Genomic DNA, 17,768 nt, shown 5'->3' on the forward strand with positions numbered 1-17,768 from the left:
TCGATGAAGCATTCTTCTCTGTTACTTTACTCTAATGCTTTGGGGGACTCCAGCGTGAACCGGCCTAACTTCCCGGCACGCAGCTCATGCAGCAGAGTTCGTGAAGCTTTTTCAAGATCCACTCTTCCGCCGCTGACCAGACATCCGCGCTTGCGTCCTACTGCTTCCATGACGGCCACGATTTCATCCGGGTTCTCCGTATCCTCCGGAAGCTTCTCAATCCCGTACCTCTCCCGGAATCTGTCGCCGTAACCCTGCAGCAGATACTTTATCGCATAGAATGCGATGTCCTCCACATTGAGAATCTCTTCCTTGATCGCTCCGGTAATCGCCAGCCGGTATCCGACCTGCTGATCCTCGAACTTCGGCCACAAAATACCCGGGGTATCCAGCAGCTCCAGATCGCCCCCGGTTTTGATCCACTGCTGGCCCTTCGTAACGCCCGGACGGTCGCCCGTTGCCGCAATATTGCGGCCGGCCATCCGGTTGATCAGCGTCGATTTGCCGACATTGGGAATGCCGACGATCAGCGCCCGCATCGCGCGGGGATTCATGCCCTTGGCGATTTGCTTATCGATCTTTTCTTTCAGCAGAAGCTTGACCTGCTCTGGAATTTCTTTAATCCCGCTGCCGGTGGAAGCATCCACGGGATGCGCGACATGGCCTTCCTGCCTGAAGTAAGCCAGCCACTGCCGGGTCGTTTCAGGATCGGCCAGATCGCTTTTGTTCAAAATAATAAGCCGCGGTTTCCCCCGCAAAATATCGTCAATCATCGGATTGCGGCTGGACAGCGGAAGACGGGCGTCGAGCAATTCTATGGCAACGTCTATTAGCTTCAGCTTATCCTCGATTTGCCGCCTGGCCTTCGTCATATGACCCGGAAACCATTGTATGGTCACTGCCCATCGCCTCCTTTGTGCTGGTTATTCTAATGCTTGATCCATTCCATATCGGACACCGGCCAGAAAATGACATCCGCCCGGCCCACAATATCACCCAGCGGCACATAGCCGATCATCCGGCTGTCCGTACTGTCCGAACGGTTATCGCCCATGACGAATACATGTCCTTCAGGTACTTTGCCGTCCTTAAAGTCCTCGTTGGGAAAATTCTTGTCATTGTACAGCTGATTGTTGGCATGCTTCTGATCAATCGCTTTTTGAATGTAGGTTTCGTTCACCTTTTGGCCGTTCACCGTTACCACGTCGCCTTCAACCTTCACGGTATCTCCCGCAACGGCGATCACCCGTTTGATAAAATCCCTGCCTTCGGAGGGCACATGAAAGACGATCACTTCACCGCGCTGCGGAGACCGGATATCATACAAAATTTCATTAACGATGACTCGTTCTCCAGTATGGAAGTTCGGCTGCATAGAAGGTCCGTCCACAATAAACGGCTTGAACAACAGCCAGCGAATCAGAATAACGAGGATCAAAGCGATTGCAATCGCTTTTACCCATTCCAATACTTCATTCTTTTGCTTGGGCGGAGCCTGCCCGGCCTGATTCTCAGCTTCGTCTTGCCCCTGATGCACATCCTGCTGCATAGTTCACCGTCCTCTTCTTAACCTTGACTGAACAAGGATCTTTTATGAACACTCTCTTCTCACAAATCAAAAAAACTTCAACCAAAAAAACCTCTGCTGAAATGATCAGAAGGCTTTTTCGAAAGAAGCCACCCCAGCTCTATATATCGGTAAGTGATGCGCAATGGTTAATAAAACGAAAGGGGCTTGAAATCAAGCCCCCTTCCTTTGCCGCTAGGATTAGCGACGGATCTCTTTAATTCTTGCAGCTTTACCGCGCAGTTCACGCAGGTAGTACAGCTTGGCGCGACGAACTTTACCATAGCGAATTACTTCGATTTTGTCAATCTTAGGCGAGTTGATCGGGAATGTTCTTTCCACGCCAACGCCGTAAGAAATTTTACGAACCGTAAAAGTCGCACTGATTCCGCCACCGCGGCGTTTGATTACAACGCCTTCGAACAGCTGGATACGTTCGCGGGTTCCCTCGATAACCTTAACGTGCACTTTCAAAGTGTCGCCAGGGCGAAAGCTCGGGATATCCTTGCGGAGCTGTTCTTGTGTAATTTCTTGTAAAATATTCATTAAGGACTTCCTCCTTCCGTACAGGTGTTCATGCCTCTTCAGGAGAAGCCTCTGTTCCCCATCATCATCCGCAGCGGACCACCGTATTCCACACAACAGAATTAATGATAGCATATTAGGCGAATGAATACAACTATTTATTGGGTTACAGCGGGAGCATATCCCGTTTTTTTGCTTTCACTTGACAATCCTTGCATAATCCGACGACTGAACCGTCATCCTGAGCATAGAACATCAGCTTGCCGTTTTTCTTCTTGCAGCTGGAGCAGGGCTGTTCGGTTGTATGTTTTCGGGCTCTGCGGTGCGCGTCCAGCGGGATTACGTTGTTTTTGGAGGATTTTCCGCTGCTCTGTTTCTTTGCGTTCCTAAGCCGGGTAACCGCATAAATGACACCAACCGCCAACAAAATCATGAGGAACACCACATATCGCATCGCAAGGATCCTTTCTTTTGGGGGCTTTAGTTATTATTATACGGGAAGTTAATTTTCTGAAACAAGTTTTTGAGCCCGCCTCCTAATTGTTGCATTTTATCTAGTTTTAGTTAGCTTCATCATTACTTGTCTTCCCCAACTTTAGTCCAGTTAAATGCCAGTCTCCAGCCTCTGTTTCAATTAATTTCCATCCGCTATAATGTCGGAAGTACATACCTAACCGGACTGCAGCAGAATTGATGTCTTTTACTTTAAAAAGGGGATGATTTCATGGCAAGAAAATTCGGAAAAATGGCGGCAGCTGGGGCTCTAACGGCCATACTGCTGGCGGGATGTACCGATCTGCCCGGCAAAACGTCTGGCGGAACGGACAACAGTTTGGAGACTTCCATAGATACGATCGGCGAAACCGTCCAACAGGAAGCGGGCAAGGCGGCGGATACCGCCCGGCAAGCCGTAGAGACAGCAGCCAGCGATGCGGCGGATCGGATCAAATCCGGAAGCATCGTCAAGGAATTAACGTTTATCCGGGCAGCCGGAAACGCCGATACGCTCCGTCTTGATCATTCGGTGGGCGAAATTGAAGTGAAATCCGGATCAGGGAATGACGTGAAAGTAACCGCAACGATACGCTCCTACGGCAAACTGTTCCGCAAGGCGGACCGGCAGCAGATCCTGGACAATGCTGAACTCTCCATTCAGGAAAAAGGCGGCGAGCTGCGGCTATCCACCGTTTCCAAAGAAGCACCCTCTACCGATTTATGGACCTGGGCCGAGAAAACCTTCGGCTTCGCCGACTTCAGCATCTCCTACGTTATTGAAGCTCCCAAGAGCTTAAGCCGGTATGATATTACGGACGATGTCGGAAAAATCAAACTGCGCGGTTTAACCGGCACTTACAAGATATCCGGCGATGTTGGAGGGATCGAAATTGAGGATGCGCATATTACAGGGAAATCCACTGTGAGTACAGATACCGGCAGTATCTCGCTGGATCTTAGCGCCCTGGACGGCGATCTTACTGTTACAACCGATGTTGGCAGCATTAGCGCGGCCCTGGATCAGTCGGTGAAATGCACCCTTGAGGCGAACAGTGAACTCGGCCGAATCTCCGGCGCGCCATCCGGAAAAAGCGACGTCAACGGCGGCGGACCTCTCCTCTCACTGTCCTCCTCCGTCGGCTCAATCAATGTAACGAAGTAAACGCGGGGTTTATTAAAAAAATAAGCAAACGGGCCAATCCAGGATAAATATCCGGATTGGCCCGTTTAATGGAATCGGAGTAGCGGGATTCGAACCCACGGCCTCACCCACCCCAAGGGTGCGCGCTACCAGACTGCGCCATACCCCGATGTATGTATATCTTCTGCAGATCGAATCGCATTAGCGACAAATATTATTATACGACTTACCGATCCACTCTTGCAAGCAAAATCTGAGGTTAAGGCACACTAAATTTCACCCTGAAAGAGTGCTAGGTTGTCCCACAATTCAAGGTGAAATTTAGGTGAATCTTGAGGTAGCACCGGCTATTACCTTTTTTAGAAGAACCGCTAATAATAGAGTAATGACAATGCAGATTAGATTATACGTAAGGAAATCCAGACTTTTGCTTATTTTAGCTGTGAGATGCAAAATCCGTTCATGAATCAAATAGATTTCAAGACTGTGTGTGCCGCAGAAGGTCAAGAAGATAAACTTTTTAACGCCACGCTTTGAAATAAATTGTAAAAAAGCAGCAAGAAACAAACACAAAGGCAGCGTCATTAAAATAAAAGGGTACCACCATATTCCATAATTCCATAAGTATTCGTCAGGTAAGTATTTCAGACTGATAAGTAAAGAGGTCAATCCGAAAATGGCTGCCGCTAAGTTAATGATTACATGTGCCACAGTTGTTTTTTTGTGGATTTCAATCCAATACCCGACAAGAAACCCAGTGAAGAAAACAGGAATTCTGATCGTGAAAATAAGCAAATACGATAATGGGGTTGGAGTAATGGCAACGGATAACAGTAATGCACCAATAACTACCGCAGAAAGTATAATATACTTGTTTTTCGACTTAAAGAAGCTCATAAAAAAGGGTGTCAGGAAATATAAAACCAAAATCGCAGGAACATACCAATCAAATTTCTTTTCTGAATTTAACCAAAAGCTTAGCGTCGTCAAATTTAAAACTGCATCTTTTAACGACATTTCACCTTTATACCATTCAAAAAAACAAATGATAAACACAACGGTAAGATAGGTGGGAAGAATCCTCAGTAGTCTTCGCTTATAAAATGTAGTTACGTTACTATCTTTCTGCCATGCAAAATACAACCCCAAACCCGATAGCATTAAAAAAATATCCACTCCCCCATAACCGGTTGCTTTAATTGTATTGAGAATTGGAACAGACGAGACGTTAATCGTAGAATGAAAAAATACAATCCATAATATCGCGATCCCCATAAGCTCCGTTCGGTACTTGCTAATTGCCTTGTAATTAAGGTTGTTCATAAAGTCCCCCCTGTTGAATGGATATGAAATAATTATAACCAAAAATATATTTAGAATTTTATAGATATTTTCCAGGCGCTGTGCTATACTGTCCCTACAAGGAAAGGAGGTGCGTTCACATTAATAATGACATGTTGAACGTATCCCTTACCCGGACCATTGGCTAATGAATCGGCCTTGGTGGCGCGGGATACGGATCACGAAAGTTAAGCGCCTCGGGTAGAGAGACCGTCTTCGGACGGTCTTTTTTCATGGCCGGATCATATCGATAATATGTACAAGACCGCTTAGCCTGAACCAGGGTCCACGGATAAGCGGTCTTCTGGAAACGGATCTCTAACTGACCTTAACAGGACAGATGAATAGGCATCACTGCCTCTTGGCAGCGGGTATGAAGCTTTAAGATTTCCGGTTCTTATAGAAGTCGATAATATCGCTGACCGTGCGGAGCGGCTCCGCTTCCTTGGAGGTCGGGTTCGTATTTGGCTTGAATTCGTCATGAGTCTTTGTTGTCATTTCAAAGTTCATCCTTTCGCTGGTTAGCCTTCTCTAGTATTTACGGCGCCTTATGTTATTACCCCAAAACAGCAGGTAACGACACCTATACAATATATGGCTTTGTTGAACTTTTTATGACGGCTATTTTCCCCTTTTTTTATTTCGAATATTCCGGAAACTCTGCGTGGCAAGCCAAGGTCTGTGCCAACAAAAAAACGCCTTTTTAACTTGTCCGTTAAAAAGACGCCTTTTCTTCACTGCTGCAGCTGCCGCCGCAAGCTTCTTTGTTCTCCGCCTTCAACCGCTCCAGCAGCTTAAGGTCTTTCGGTGTAAGCTCCAGCTTTTCCAGCAGGTCGGGCCTACGCTCCAGCGTCCGCTTCAGCGCTTGCTCCTTCCGCCACTCCTCGATATTGGCATGATGGCCGCTCAACAGCATATCCGGCACCTTCCAGCCCCGGAACTCGGCAGGCCGTGTATAATGCGGATATTCCAGCAGCCCCGTGCTGAACGAATCGGTCACAGCAGAGGATTCATTTCCCAGCGCCCCCGGCTGCAGACGGACAACCGCATCAATAACCGTGAGGGCGGGCAGCTCCCCGCCGGTCAGCACGTAATCGCCGATCGACAGTTCATCGGTAACGAGATGCTCCCGGATGCGCTCGTCATACCCCTCGTAGTGTCCGCAAATAAAAATGAGATGCTTCTCCCTGGCCAGCTCCTCGGCAATTCGCTGATCGAAGGTTTGGCCTTGCGGGCACATGAGAATAATCCGCGGTTTGGCGTTCTCCTCCTTCAGATTATCCAGAAGATGCTCCACCGCAGCAAAAATCGGCTCGGGCTTGAGCACCATCCCCCCTCCTCCGCCATAAGGGGTATCGTCAACGCTGTTATGCTTGTTGTTCGCAAAATCGCGGAAGTTCACCGCGCTCAGCTTGGCGATGCCTTTTTCCCGCGCCTTCCCCAGAATGCTCGTCCCGAACACGCCTTCACACATTTCCGGAAAAAGCGTCAGCACATCAACTCGGATCATGACAGCAGTCCTTCCATCAGCTGAATCTTGACCCGTTTGTTCGGCACATCGACGTCAAGCACCACCTCGTCAATTACCGGAATCAGAATATCCTGGCCTTTCGGGCGCTTAACCACCCAGACATCATTGGCCCCGGGCGTCAAAATTTCGGTAATGACACCAAGCGGCGCGTTCCCTTCTTCCTCCGTAAAGACCTCACAGCCAATAATATCGTGAAAATAGTATTCGTTCTCCGGCAGTTCTACCCGAGCGCCCTCTGTCACTTTGATCAGACTGCCTTTGTATTTTTCGACCTCGTTAATGTCGCTATAGCCCTTCAGCTTCACGATATACATTCCCTTATGCTCGCGGGCCGCCTCCACGATGACCTCGATCCGCCCTTTTCCATCTTCCGGTATAATGAGCAGCTTGCTGCCCGGCGCAAATCTCACCTCGGGAAAATCGGTACGGGACAACACTTTGATCTCCCCGCGAATGCCGTGGGTATTGACCAGCTTGCCTACCGTTAACAATGATTCCGTCATGCCATCCACTCCCTTACCACTTCAGCTTTATATTCATAACGTTCCCCGGTATAAGCAACCTATGCCCGCGGGAAGGTCTGTTATTGTCAAAATTAGCACAAAAGGAGCCGGAATCCAGTGATCCCCAGCCCCTTTTCACATGACACCGATCAGGATAAAATATCCACGGTGACGCGCTTATCGCTCTTGACTGCTGCCGATGTAACGACTGTCCGAAGCGCTTTGGCGATCCGTCCCTGCTTGCCGATCACCTTGCCCACATCATTAGGATGAACGGACAATTCATAGACAATCAGATGATCCTTCTCCACGGTCCGCACTGTTACATCTTCCGGATGATCCACTAAAGCCTTAGCAATAACTGCAACTAATTCTTCCATAGAGGACCCTCGCAATCAGTCATTATTTCTGCAGCTTAGACTCATGGAACTTCTTCAACACACCCGCTTTGCTCAGCAAGTTGCGAACGGTGTCGGATGCTTGCGCACCGGTTTGAAGCCACTTGAGCGCTTTTTCCTCATCGATGTTCACTACTGCCGGTTGTGCAACCGGGTTATAGTAACCAATTTCCTCGATAAAACGACCGTCACGAGGAGACCGGGAATCGGAAACCACTACACGATAGAAAGGCGCTTTATGAGCACCCATACGTTTCAGACGAATACGTACTGCCACGAAATTCACCTCCTTCAAAGAGTTTCCCCTCCCAAACCCTCCCCAATGGGGAGGGCCCCAAGGGCTGCCGCCCTCTGGACACCCGCTAATGGCAATTGGCGTTGGCGGGAGGACTGGCGGGACCTTGGATGGTTAGGGTAATGATCGCTTTCCGTCCCTGACGGGACACGCTTAACTGTTGATCTATCTAGTCACGGGTTGAACCCCTAGAAACTAACTGCAAAAGACTAAAAGAGTTGATTAACCTATGTTGTACAATGGTTAATCTCGAACAAAAGATTAAAAACAAAGCATTAACGGAATGGGAACTTCATTCCTTTACCGCCCAGCGCTTTGAGCTGCTTCATGGCGTTCTTTTTGGCATTTTTGCCTCCGCCCATTCCGCCCATCATACCTGAGAACTGCTTCATCATCCGGCGCATATCATCGAACTGCTTGATGAGCCGGTTCACCTCGGCGAGCGAGGTGCCGCTGCCGGCGGCGATCCGCTTGCGGCGGTTGTGGTTGATGATCTCGGGCTGGCTCTTCTCCTGCTTGGTCATTGATTTGACGATCGCTTCGACGCGGCCCATCTGCTTGTCGTCGACCTTCAAATCCTTCATGCCCTTGGCCTTGTTCATGCCCGGGAGCATATCGAGGATCTGATCGATCGGGCCAAGCTTCTTGACCTGCTCCATTTGCTCCAGGAAATCGTCGAACGTAAACTCTGCGTTACGCATCTTACGTTCCATTTCCTTCGCTTTGTCGGCGTCGATGTTAGCCTGAGCTTTCTCGATCAACGACAGCATATCGCCCATACCGAGAATCCGCGACGCCATCCGCTCCGGATGGAACGGCTCCAGCGCGTCGATCTTCTCACCGAGAGCGGCGAACTTGATCGGGCAGCCGGTTACAGCCTTGACGGACAGGGCGGCACCGCCGCGCGTATCGCCGTCGAGCTTCGTCAGCACGACGCCGGACAGCTCAAGCTGCTTGTTGAAGCTGTCAGCCACGTTTACGGCATCCTGGCCGGTCATAGCGTCGACAACCAGCAGCACTTCGTCCGGCTTCACAGTAGCGTGAATCTGCTTCAGCTCTTCCATGAGCTCTTCATCGACATGCAGGCGGCCGGCGGTATCGATAATAACGTAATCGAGATTGTTGTCCTTGGCGTGCTGCAGGCCCTGCTTGGCGATTTCCACCGGGCTCACCTTGTCGCCCAGTGAGAACACCGGCACCTTGATCTGCTCGCCAAGCACCTCAAGCTGCTTGATGGCTGCAGGGCGGTAAATGTCACCGGCCACAAGCAATGGGCGGTGATTCCCCTTCTGCAGCAACTTCGCCAGCTTGCCGGAGGTCGTCGTCTTACCGGCGCCCTGAAGGCCCGCCATCATAATGACGGTCGGCGGCTTGTTCGCCTTGGCCAGCTTCGCCTGGGTGCCGCCCATCAATTCCGTCAATTCCTTATTGACGATGTCGATGATGACCATGCCCGGCGTGAAACTGTCCATAACTTCCTTACCGATGGATTTCTCCTTGACCTTCGCAACAAAGTCTTTGACGACCTTGAAGTTAACGTCCGCTTCCAGCAGCGCAAGCCGAACCTCGCGCATTGCCTCGTTTACGTCATCTTCGGACACTTTGCCTTTGCCGCGCAGCTTGCTGAACACACTCTGCAGTCTTCCGGTTAATCCTTCAAATGCCATAGGCTGCCTTCTCCCTTCAAGCTACTCCAGCTTCTCCAAAGAATCCACAATATCCGTAAAGCGCCGCTTGTACGGCTCAGGCAGCCCTACGTCCTTCGGCAGGCTGCGCAATTCTTCCAAATACCGGGTGCGGCTTTCATGCTTCGCCACCAGTCCCAGCTTATTCTCATAGTTCTCCAGCACCTGCTCGGCGCGCTTGATATGCTCATACACGGCCTGACGGCTGATATCGAATTCGGCGGCGATTTCTCCCAGCGAGAAATCGTCGTGAAAGTAATATTTCAGAAACATCTGCTGCTTGTCGGTAAGCAGAGATTCGTAGAATGCGAATAGTATGTTAATTCGGTTGGTTTTCTCTAGCCGGTTACCCTCACTCATCAAGGGCACTCCCTTCGTCAAGGAAAAACACTTTACACCATTTCAACGCTCCCTATAATACCTAAAACAAAGAAAGATGTCAAGCATTTTTGCTTGTCATCTTTTTTCTGTTCTGAGACTTAAAAATTCATCGTTGTACCGGGCGTTCAGCGAATGGGCAGCAGGTACAGCAGCACTGCAAAAAAGTGCGTCACACTGCCCAGCAGCACGAACACATGCCAGACGGCATGGTGGAAAGGGAAGCCGCGCCAGACATAAAAGATGGTTCCCAGCGTGTACAAAATGCCGCCCGCCATCAGCAGCGCCATTCCGCCGTCTGCCACGGCCGCCGTTAGCGGGGCCCAGGCGATCACGATCAGCCAGCCCATAGCGATATAAAAAATCGTCGACATGAACAAAAACTTTTTCGTGAAGAAGGCTTTGAACAACACCCCGAAGAAGGCGATGCCCCAAATGACGCCGAACAAGCTCCAGCCGAGCGTACCGCGAAGTGCGACCAGCAGAAATGGCGTGTAGGTGCCTGCGATGAACAGATAAATGGAGGAATGGTCGAAGAACTCGAACAGATCCTTTACCTTCCCCTCCTTCAGACTATGTACAATCGTCGAGTTCAGATAAAGCAGCAGCATTGTCGTTCCATAGATGGAGAAGCTGACAACATGCCAGGCTGTGCCCCTCAAGCTGGAAAAAACAATGAGCAGGACAAGCGCGGCCACACTAAGAATAGCTCCGATACCGTGCGTTATAGCGTTCGCAACCTCTTCCCTCCGGCTGTAAGTGTACGTATTCGCCATATCTCGTCTCCTTCCGTTCACATTTTTCTTCTATTATATCCGTTCAGTGTAAGACATTCCAATGTCGCCCAGGCTATTCCGCCTGCTTCAGGTGATAGATATCGCGGTACTTCGCTTCCAGATAGTCGGCCAGATAATCGGGATTCAGCGGCTCGCCGGTTACCCGTTCAATAATTTGCGACGGTGTCTCGCTCATGCCGTAGCGGTATATTTTGTCCGTGAGCCATTCCTTGATCGGCAGCAGATTACCTGAAGACACCAAAGAGTCGAATTCCGGCAGCTCTTTACGCAGGGTATGTAGAATTTGCGCCGCGTACATGTTGCCCAGCGAGTAAGAGGCGAAATAGCCGAAATCCCCGCCCGACCAGTGCACGTCCTGCAGCACTCCCAGACTGTCGCTCGGCGGCGTGATGCCAAGATACTCATTGTACTTCGAGTTCCACATCTCCGGCAGCTCCTTGACGGTAAGACCTTCATTAAAAATAAGCTTCTCGATCTCATAACGGATAATGATATGAAGGTTATAGGTCAGTTCATCCGCTTCAATGCGAATCAGGGAGTTCTCCACCCGGTTGATCGCCCGGTAGAAATCCTCTGCCTCCACATCCTTGAACGTCTCCGGAAAATTCTGCTGCAGATCTCCGTAATACCGGTGCCAGAACTCGCGGCTGCGGCCGATCATATTTTCCCATAATCTGGATTGAGATTCGTGAATACCCATTGAAGCGCCCTGCGCAAGCGACGTGCCGACAAGGTTCTTGTCGATGTTCTGCTCATACAGCGCGTGTCCGCCTTCGTGCAGGGAGCTGAAAATGGAGCTGGTCACGTTATCCGGCAGGTAATTCGTCGTAATGCGGACATCCCCCGGATTCAGCCCCGTGGCAAAAGGATGCACGCTCTCGTCCAGCCGGCCAGCTTCGAAATCATAGCCCATTTGCTTCAGAATAAAGAGCCCGAACTTCTCCTGCGACTCCTTGTCGAACGTACCGTTTAAAATGTCTCCATTCGGTTTGTTAGGCGAAGCGGCGATTTGCTCGGCTAGCGGCACCAGACGGCTGCGCAGGCGGCTGAAAATTTCATCGAGCTTCTCTACCGTCAGGTCGGGCTCGTACATGTCCAGCAGTGTGTCGTAACGTGTGCCTTTCACGCCCCAATAATCGATGAACTCCTGCTTAAAGGCAACAATCCGGCTGAGCCAAGGCTCAAAGGAAGCAAAATCATTATTTTCCTTGGCCGTTTCCCACATCGTTTCCGTTTGAGCGGCCAGAATGGCGTATTCTTCATATTTTTCCGGCGGAATGCTCTTGCTGCGCTCGTACTCCTTCCGGCAGTCCTTGACAATTTTGCGCTGTACGTCAGTCAGTTGGCTGTTGATCTCCGGCTGGCCGAACAGCTCTGTGAACCGCCCCATCTCGGGCGACGTTTCCAGCTTGAACAGCTCACCGCTCAGCATTCCGATCGTCTTCGAGCGGATTTCCGTTCCCTTGCGCGGCGCTCCTGTCCGCAGATCCCAATGCAGCAGGCCGATCGCCTCGTGATAGCCGCTGATTTTGGCCAACAAGACACTGAAGGCGGTCCATTGGTCCTGTATTGGTTGTTCCATCCTACACACCCGCTTTCTGCAATTTGCATGCTACTCTTGATGATACTTTTTTAAGTGCGTATAATCAACTTCGGAGCAGATTTCTTAGATTTTAAGAATTTGGCTTCAACCCTAAGTTCAGACACAGGAAAAAGGAGCGTGAATAGCAATGAAAATTCAGGTGACACCGCTCGCGGAAAAAAGACTGAAGGAACGGCTGGGCAGCCAGCCGGGGACATTCAAGCTCTTTTACGATACGGTTGACTGCGGATGCGACGGCATTAATGTGCTGCTGATTCTGGACAAGCCGGATACCGGAGACCTGCATGTCGATGCCGGCGATCTGCCTGTAGTTGTCGGGAACCAGCATGAGATTTTTTATGAGGAGCAATTGAAGCTTGACGCCGATGCGAACACTTCTACCTTTAAATTAAGCAGTGATTCACAGCTGTATGGACAAAATATTTTGGTACGCGATACGCGGGGGCTGCAAGAATTCGAATCCGCGCCGGCTTCGGCCTGCGAAGTTCGGACCCGTTCTTAAATTACAGAGGAGGTTCTGACGTCATGAGCCATATTTCGGAGATTCTGGATTTCAACCAAAAGTTTGTGGAAAAAAAAGAGTACGAAGCCTATTTGACCAGCCGTTTTCCGGATAAAAAAATGATTATTATCACCTGTATGGACACCCGTCTCGTGGAACTGCTGCCAAAGGCGATGAATTTCAAGAACGGTGACGTCAAGGTCATTAAAAATGCCGGCGCCGTCATTTCCCAGCCCTTTGGCAGTGTTATGCGAAGCGTAATGGTTGCCCTGTACGAGCTGAACGCGGAAGAAGTTATCGTCGTCGGCCATCACGGCTGCGGCATGGCGGCGCTGAACGCCGACCACATGATCAACTCGATCAAAGAACGAGGCATTTCGGAAGAAGTTCTCTCCACGCTGGAAAATTCGGGAATCAAGCTGACCAAATGGCTGCGCGGGTTTGACAGCATTCAGGAAGGGGTAATTCAAACTGTGGAGCTTATTAAGCGCCATCCATTACTTCCCCCTGGTGTTCCTGTTCATGGCATGATTATGGATCCGACCACCGGTGCACTGGAGCTTGTCTCGGATGGGTACACCAGTAATTGACATCTCTCTAAACTGCTGTTTGCGCGGGTACTGTACCCGCGCCTTTTTTTGTGCTTTCGGCTATAAATGCTTGAACAGCAGACGGTAATATTCCTCGGAGTTCGGCGTAAAATCCTCCAGCCGCACCAGCCTTTGCTCCCGGCTCACATGCTGCGATTCTTCATCGGCGACGATCCCTTCAATTGTAAGTGCATCCGTCTCCCCGCTCACAAGCTGCCGGAACTCAGGGATGTTCACAAAAAACAAACCCGAAATCTCTTCCCGCTGAAACCGGAATTTCTCTAGTTCCTGATCACACGTATACAGAAACACATGGCTGAATTCCCTGTCGATTAGACCGGGCGCAGGTCTGCTCTCCTCCGCGGTCATCCCGCAGTAGATCAGATCTTCAAACGGAACGGCAAGCCCAAGCTCCTCCTGAAGCTCCCGAACGCCATCCTCTACCGTCTCCCCTGCCTGAAGATGTCCCGCACAGGAGGTGTCGAGCCGACCCGGGAAAGTATCCTTGCTCATATGGCGCAATTGAAACAGCAGGCTCCCGCCCTTGCCAACCGAAGGGTTAACGACCCAGCAGTGAAACGTTTGGTGCCACAAGCCTTTGGCGTGCGCATTGTTCCGGCTGTCGGTCCCGATCCGGACCATTTGTTCATCGAAAATGTCGAACATTTCCGGCAGCGGCATTCCCTTTCCCTCCCTAAGATCGCATTCTCTGCTTCGTTGAATATTTTTAAGTATCGCAGTACAGGCTATCGGTTGTCTACTGTTTGACAGCAGATGCTTTTGTACAGCGTAAAAATCAGATATTTAAAAATGAAACCATTTGGACAGGTCCGCGTATTACTGGGTATAAATGCTTATCAAAACTTTTAGGAGGTCAAGTTACTCAATGAAATTCTTTAAGAGCGCAATGATGATCGTAATGGCCTTTACCCTCTTCTTTGCGGCGGCGGCTCCGGATTACGCCGATGCGCGGCGCGGCGGGGGCGGCTTCAAATCGGGAAGACAGGGCTTTACGACAACGCCGAATAAAGCGCCGCAGAGCAATGTAAGCAAAAGCGACGGCACCAAAGGAACGACGGCCGGCACCACGGCAGGTACAGCGAAACGCGGATTTTTCAGCGGCGGCAGCTTTATGAAAGGCATGATGATCGGCGGTCTGGCCGGTCTGCTCTTCGGAGGCCTGTTCGGCAACATGGGCTTCTTCGGCAACCTGCTCGGCTTCGCCGTCAATCTGCTGGCCATCTATCTGGTAGTAACGCTTGTCCTTTCCTTTTTCCGCCGCAGACGCCGTCACAACTATAAAGAACGGGATGGCCGTTACTAATGTCCCTAACCGTTCTAAGCATGGACGAGATTATCAACGCCATTTGCCTTCATATGGCTGAGCGCAAGGGAGTTCAGGCAACCGATGTCCAGGTGGAGCTCAGCTGGGAAGAAGATACTGGCTACACCGCTGAGGTGTGGACGCAGGGCCGAAGCCAGTATATCGTCGAGAGCAACATCATCGAGGCGATCCTGCGCTATCTTCATACCGAATACAACATCCGTGCATACCGCGAGGATGTCAGACTGGAGCTGGACGAGGAGATCACCGCGGTCGTCCATGGCTGATATTTAAGCTGGAGTATCCTTTGGCATCAGCTCAGGTAAAATATGCTACACGCAAAAAGCGTTCATCTGCCCGTGAGGCGGATGAACGCTTTTTTTAAGTATCTTTTTCCCGCATTTGACCCGCATTGGATCTGCCTGCTGCGAGGAGATGGCTGTTTCCCGCTCCTTAAATGAGTGAAAGTGCCAGCAAATTAAACAGCACCAGCGGCAAAACAACATTCCCCGGATAGTACGGATAGGGCGGGTAATACGGCTGGTAAGGATAGTAGGGCTGATAAGGATTATAGTAGCCGCGCATAGATTGGTATTGTGTAGACGTTGTTGTCACCGATACCGTCAAATAAAGATGACCATCATCAAAACCCGAGATACAGCCTTTGTGGGTAACACCGTCGATAGTCGTTACCTTGACTTTCTGGTTAATGTAGGGCTTCAGCGCACCGTGCATCGATTCGCGCACTTTTTTTACATGATGGAGCGAGGCGGGGTCGGCTTGATAAATCAAGGTTTGCGGGCCGGAATATGTGGACATAAACTCATACCTTTCGTCGATGGATTTTACAATAAGGTATGCATTCGCCCAGACGGTGGTGAAATAAAAAAGGGAGCCGCAGCTCCCTCCATTCAGCATTAGATCAAGATTCCGTCATGTCCTTAGAGGACGATCACGTCCGTTATTTCGTCTCCTGCTCTTTTTTCGCCAAAAGCTCGCGCACCGCATCCAGGCTTGTAATCGGCTCGCGGCAGGCAAAGTCCTGACAGACATACGCGGTAGCCGCTCCGCCGATGGCCGGCTTGTCCTTCAAATGAGGAAGCAAAGCCGTAAGCTCAGCCGCCTGATCTTCCCAATGGATGATCAGCGAAGCCTCAGGCAGATAAGCCTTCTGGACCAGTGAGATCATGCTGTGCAGCGACGGGTCGTCTTTTTTGCCGGAGAGGACCCATTCCTTGCCGCCGCTTGTCAAAGCCAGCAGGGCTTGCAGGAACATCCCGTAGCTTGCGGGATATTTCATCGCGGCTTTCGCCAGCACAGCAGCCGTCCGCTCGGCCACGCCCTTCAGCTTGACATCCTGAGTAATGGCCGCAAGCTTATACAGCGTCTTCACGGCGACAGAGTTGCCCGACGGCATCGCACCGTCATACAGCTCCTTCGAGCGGATGGGAAGCTTCTCCGCATCCTTGCCTGTGAAGAAAAATCCGCCCTCCTCCTCGTCCGTGAACAGCTCGAGCAGCCCGTCTTTAAGCACCAGCGCGCGCTCCAGATAAACGGCGTCTCCTGTGGCTTCGTACAGCTCGGTCAGCCCCCAGATCATAAAAGCATAATCGTCGACATATCCAAGGTAAGCGGCCTCGCCGTCCCGGTATCTCGCCAGCAGCCGGCCATCCTCGCGCCGCAGCCGGTTCCAGATGAAATCCGCCGCAGCCCCGGCGGCCTTGGCGTATTCCGGCTTTTGGAACGCTTTGGCTCCTTTGGCCAGCGACGCGATCATCAAACCGTTCCACGAGGTCAGCACTTTGTCATCCTTGGACGGATGCACCCGCTTCTCTCTGTACGCGAACAGCTTCTCCCGCCACTCCTCGATCCGGGTCCGCAGGGCCAACGGGTTCATGTCCAGCTTGTCCGCTAGCTCTTCCGGCAGGCCTTCAAGCAGATTCGGGATGCTGTATCCTTGCGAAATGCCCTCCTCCGTGATCCCGTACACATGACAGTACGAATGCATATCCTGGGCGCCCAGCGCTTCTTCAATCTCTTCCCTGCTGAAAATATAAAATGCGCCTTCCTCGCCGTCCGAATCGGCATCCTCCGCCGAATAGAACGCCCCTTCGGGTGAAGTCATGCCGCGCAATACATAAGTGAACACGCTCTCCGCAATCTCCGAATACAGCGGCTTCCCAGTGATTTGATAGGCTTCCACATAAGCTGAGGCAAGGAGCGCGTTGTCGAAGAGCATTTTTTCAAAATGGGGCACGAGCCACTGATCGTCGGTGGAATAACGGGCAAAGCCGAATCCGATATGGTCGTAGATCCCGCCCCGGTACATGGATTCCAGCGTCTTCTCCACCATTCGCAGCGCCTCCGGCTTGTCGAACGCCTGACTGTATGCGAGCAGAAAAGACAGATTATGCGGGGTCGGAAACTTCGGAGCCTGCCCGAAACCGCCATACGTCTCATCGAACAGCGTTGTGTACAAGCGGAACGCATGATGCAGCAATTCATCCGTTAAACCGACCTCTTCACCCTCGTTGTTCTTGAGTGCCGCAGCCTGAATTTCAGAGAGCAGCTCGTCGCCAAGCCGGGTTAGCTTGTCGCTGTCCGTCTCCCATTTTAAACGGATCTGTTCCAGCACTTCCATCAAGCCGACCTGTCCCATCATCCGCCGCTTCGGAAAATACGTCCCTGCATAGAACGGCTTCTTCTCGGGCGTCAAGACCACCGTCAAGGGCCAGCCCCCCGCCCCAGTCATCGCCTGACAGACCGACATATACAGAGCGTCGATATCCGGCCTCTCCTCGCGGTCTACCTTGATCGATACAAAATTTCCGTTTAACAGCCCGGCAACCTCTTCATCCGCGAAAGACTCTTCTTCCATGACATGACACCAGTGACAGCTTGAATAGCCGATTGATACAAATACAGGCTTGTTCTCCGCTTTCGCCTTTTCGAACGCTTCATCTCCCCAAGGGAGCCAATCCACCGGATTGTGTGCGTGCTGGAGCAAATAAGGACTCTTCTCGTTGACTAACCGGTTGGTGTGTTTCGGCGGAACGGTTTTTTCGTTCATGGGAACAGCCCCTTTTTTGGGTA

At 51.1% G+C, this 17,768-nt stretch carries 21 protein-coding genes and 1 tRNA gene; 5 read left to right on the forward strand and 17 right to left on the reverse strand.

The window, feature by feature from the left end; translation table 11 throughout:
- Positions 1-26: 26 nt before the first annotated feature.
- From ylqF to PSAB_RS14980, 4 genes are all read right to left on the reverse strand, one after another.
- The gene (gene ylqF, locus PSAB_RS14965; protein WP_025335397.1) at positions 27-899 is read right to left on the reverse strand and encodes a ribosome biogenesis GTPase YlqF; all 873 of its coding nucleotides are present in this window, start codon (positions 897-899) and stop codon (positions 27-29) included.
- A 29-nt stretch (positions 900-928) separates the two neighbouring features.
- Positions 929-1,549 (reverse strand): signal peptidase I, encoded by a 621-nt coding sequence (gene lepB, locus PSAB_RS14970; protein WP_025335398.1) that lies wholly within the window; start codon positions 1,547-1,549, stop codon positions 929-931.
- Between the two features lie 219 nt (positions 1,550-1,768).
- Complete coding sequence (gene rplS / locus PSAB_RS14975; RefSeq protein ID WP_025335399.1) at positions 1,769-2,113, reverse strand: 50S ribosomal protein L19; 345 nt, start codon at positions 2,111-2,113, stop codon at positions 1,769-1,771.
- Between the two features lie 145 nt (positions 2,114-2,258).
- On the reverse strand, positions 2,259-2,525 hold the full coding sequence (locus PSAB_RS14980) for a hypothetical protein (RefSeq protein ID WP_144240524.1): 267 nt from the start codon (positions 2,523-2,525) through the stop codon (positions 2,259-2,261).
- 291 nt (positions 2,526-2,816) lie between these two features.
- Between PSAB_RS14980 and PSAB_RS14985 the strand changes: the two genes are divergently transcribed.
- Positions 2,817-3,749 carry a DUF4097 family beta strand repeat-containing protein gene (locus PSAB_RS14985; RefSeq protein ID WP_025335401.1) on the forward strand — a complete coding sequence of 311 codons (933 nt, stop codon included), beginning with the start codon at positions 2,817-2,819 and terminating at the stop codon, positions 3,747-3,749.
- A 74-nt stretch (positions 3,750-3,823) separates the two neighbouring features.
- Here the strand turns inward: PSAB_RS14985 and PSAB_RS14990 are convergent.
- The 10 genes from PSAB_RS14990 to PSAB_RS15035 all read right to left on the reverse strand — a co-directional run bounded on the left by PSAB_RS14990 (position 3,824) and on the right by PSAB_RS15035 (position 12,238).
- Positions 3,824-3,897 (reverse strand) — tRNA-Pro (locus PSAB_RS14990).
- A gap of 152 nt (positions 3,898-4,049) precedes the next feature.
- Complete coding sequence (locus tag PSAB_RS14995) at positions 4,050-5,051, reverse strand: acyltransferase family protein (protein WP_025335402.1); 1,002 nt, start codon at positions 5,049-5,051, stop codon at positions 4,050-4,052.
- A gap of 733 nt (positions 5,052-5,784) precedes the next feature.
- Entirely contained in the window at positions 5,785-6,576 is a 792-nt protein-coding gene (gene trmD / locus PSAB_RS15000) for a tRNA (guanosine(37)-N1)-methyltransferase TrmD (RefSeq protein ID WP_025335403.1), read from the reverse strand.
- Complete coding sequence (rimM, locus tag PSAB_RS15005; protein WP_025335404.1) at positions 6,576-7,103, reverse strand: ribosome maturation factor RimM; 528 nt, start codon at positions 7,101-7,103, stop codon at positions 6,576-6,578. The genes trmD and rimM overlap by 1 nt, the downstream gene beginning before the upstream one ends.
- 149 nt (positions 7,104-7,252) lie before the next feature.
- Positions 7,253-7,483 (reverse strand): KH domain-containing protein, encoded by a 231-nt coding sequence (locus tag PSAB_RS15010; protein ID WP_025335405.1) that lies wholly within the window; start codon positions 7,481-7,483, stop codon positions 7,253-7,255.
- A 22-nt stretch (positions 7,484-7,505) separates the two neighbouring features.
- On the reverse strand, positions 7,506-7,778 hold the full coding sequence (rpsP, locus tag PSAB_RS15015) for a 30S ribosomal protein S16 (RefSeq protein WP_025335406.1): 273 nt from the start codon (positions 7,776-7,778) through the stop codon (positions 7,506-7,508).
- Between the two features lie 293 nt (positions 7,779-8,071).
- Positions 8,072-9,463 carry a signal recognition particle protein gene (gene ffh / locus PSAB_RS15020; protein WP_025335407.1) on the reverse strand — a complete coding sequence of 464 codons (1,392 nt, stop codon included), beginning with the start codon at positions 9,461-9,463 and terminating at the stop codon, positions 8,072-8,074.
- Between the two features lie 21 nt (positions 9,464-9,484).
- Entirely contained in the window at positions 9,485-9,841 is a 357-nt protein-coding gene (locus tag PSAB_RS15025; protein WP_025335408.1) for a putative DNA-binding protein, read from the reverse strand.
- A gap of 146 nt (positions 9,842-9,987) precedes the next feature.
- Complete coding sequence (gene trhA / locus PSAB_RS15030) at positions 9,988-10,635, reverse strand: PAQR family membrane homeostasis protein TrhA (RefSeq protein WP_025335409.1); 648 nt, start codon at positions 10,633-10,635, stop codon at positions 9,988-9,990.
- 73 nt (positions 10,636-10,708) lie between these two features.
- A complete protein-coding gene (locus PSAB_RS15035) occupies positions 10,709-12,238 on the reverse strand; it encodes a carboxypeptidase M32 (RefSeq protein WP_025335410.1) in 1,530 nt (509 codons plus the stop codon).
- A 148-nt stretch (positions 12,239-12,386) separates the two neighbouring features.
- Between PSAB_RS15035 and PSAB_RS15040 the strand changes: the two genes are divergently transcribed.
- Together PSAB_RS15040 and PSAB_RS15045 are read left to right on the forward strand one after the other, a co-directional pair.
- Complete coding sequence (locus PSAB_RS15040; protein WP_025335411.1) at positions 12,387-12,761, forward strand: iron-sulfur cluster biosynthesis family protein; 375 nt, start codon at positions 12,387-12,389, stop codon at positions 12,759-12,761.
- 23 nt (positions 12,762-12,784) lie between these two features.
- On the forward strand, positions 12,785-13,351 hold the full coding sequence (locus tag PSAB_RS15045; protein WP_025335412.1) for a beta-class carbonic anhydrase: 567 nt from the start codon (positions 12,785-12,787) through the stop codon (positions 13,349-13,351).
- Between the two features lie 60 nt (positions 13,352-13,411).
- On the opposite strand, the gene PSAB_RS15050 is transcribed toward PSAB_RS15045, so the two are convergent.
- Entirely contained in the window at positions 13,412-14,032 is a 621-nt protein-coding gene (locus tag PSAB_RS15050; protein ID WP_038595946.1) for an NUDIX hydrolase, read from the reverse strand.
- A gap of 205 nt (positions 14,033-14,237) precedes the next feature.
- Here PSAB_RS15050 and PSAB_RS15055 point away from each other — a divergent pair, with 205 nt between their 5' ends.
- Positions 14,238-14,675, forward strand: coding sequence for a hypothetical protein (locus PSAB_RS15055; RefSeq protein ID WP_025335413.1), 438 nt, complete (start codon positions 14,238-14,240; stop codon positions 14,673-14,675).
- Positions 14,675-14,962 carry a YxcD family protein gene (locus PSAB_RS15060; RefSeq protein WP_025335414.1) on the forward strand — a complete coding sequence of 96 codons (288 nt, stop codon included), beginning with the start codon at positions 14,675-14,677 and terminating at the stop codon, positions 14,960-14,962. Before PSAB_RS15055 ends, PSAB_RS15060 begins: the two co-directional genes overlap by 1 nt.
- A gap of 166 nt (positions 14,963-15,128) precedes the next feature.
- On the opposite strand, the gene PSAB_RS15065 is transcribed toward PSAB_RS15060, so the two are convergent.
- Together PSAB_RS15065 and PSAB_RS15070 are read right to left on the reverse strand one after the other, a co-directional pair.
- Positions 15,129-15,593: an LSm family protein gene (locus tag PSAB_RS15065; protein ID WP_025335415.1), complete on the reverse strand. Its 465-nt coding sequence runs from the start codon at positions 15,591-15,593 to the stop codon at positions 15,129-15,131.
- Between the two features lie 43 nt (positions 15,594-15,636).
- Positions 15,637-17,745 carry a thioredoxin domain-containing protein gene (locus PSAB_RS15070; protein WP_025335416.1) on the reverse strand — a complete coding sequence of 703 codons (2,109 nt, stop codon included), beginning with the start codon at positions 17,743-17,745 and terminating at the stop codon, positions 15,637-15,639.
- Between the last annotated feature and the right edge of the window lie 23 nt (positions 17,746-17,768).

It is taken from the genome of Paenibacillus sabinae T27 (assembly GCF_000612505.1).
In the GTDB taxonomy this organism is placed as follows: Bacteria; Bacillota; Bacilli; order Paenibacillales; family Paenibacillaceae; genus Paenibacillus_AQ; species Paenibacillus_AQ sabinae.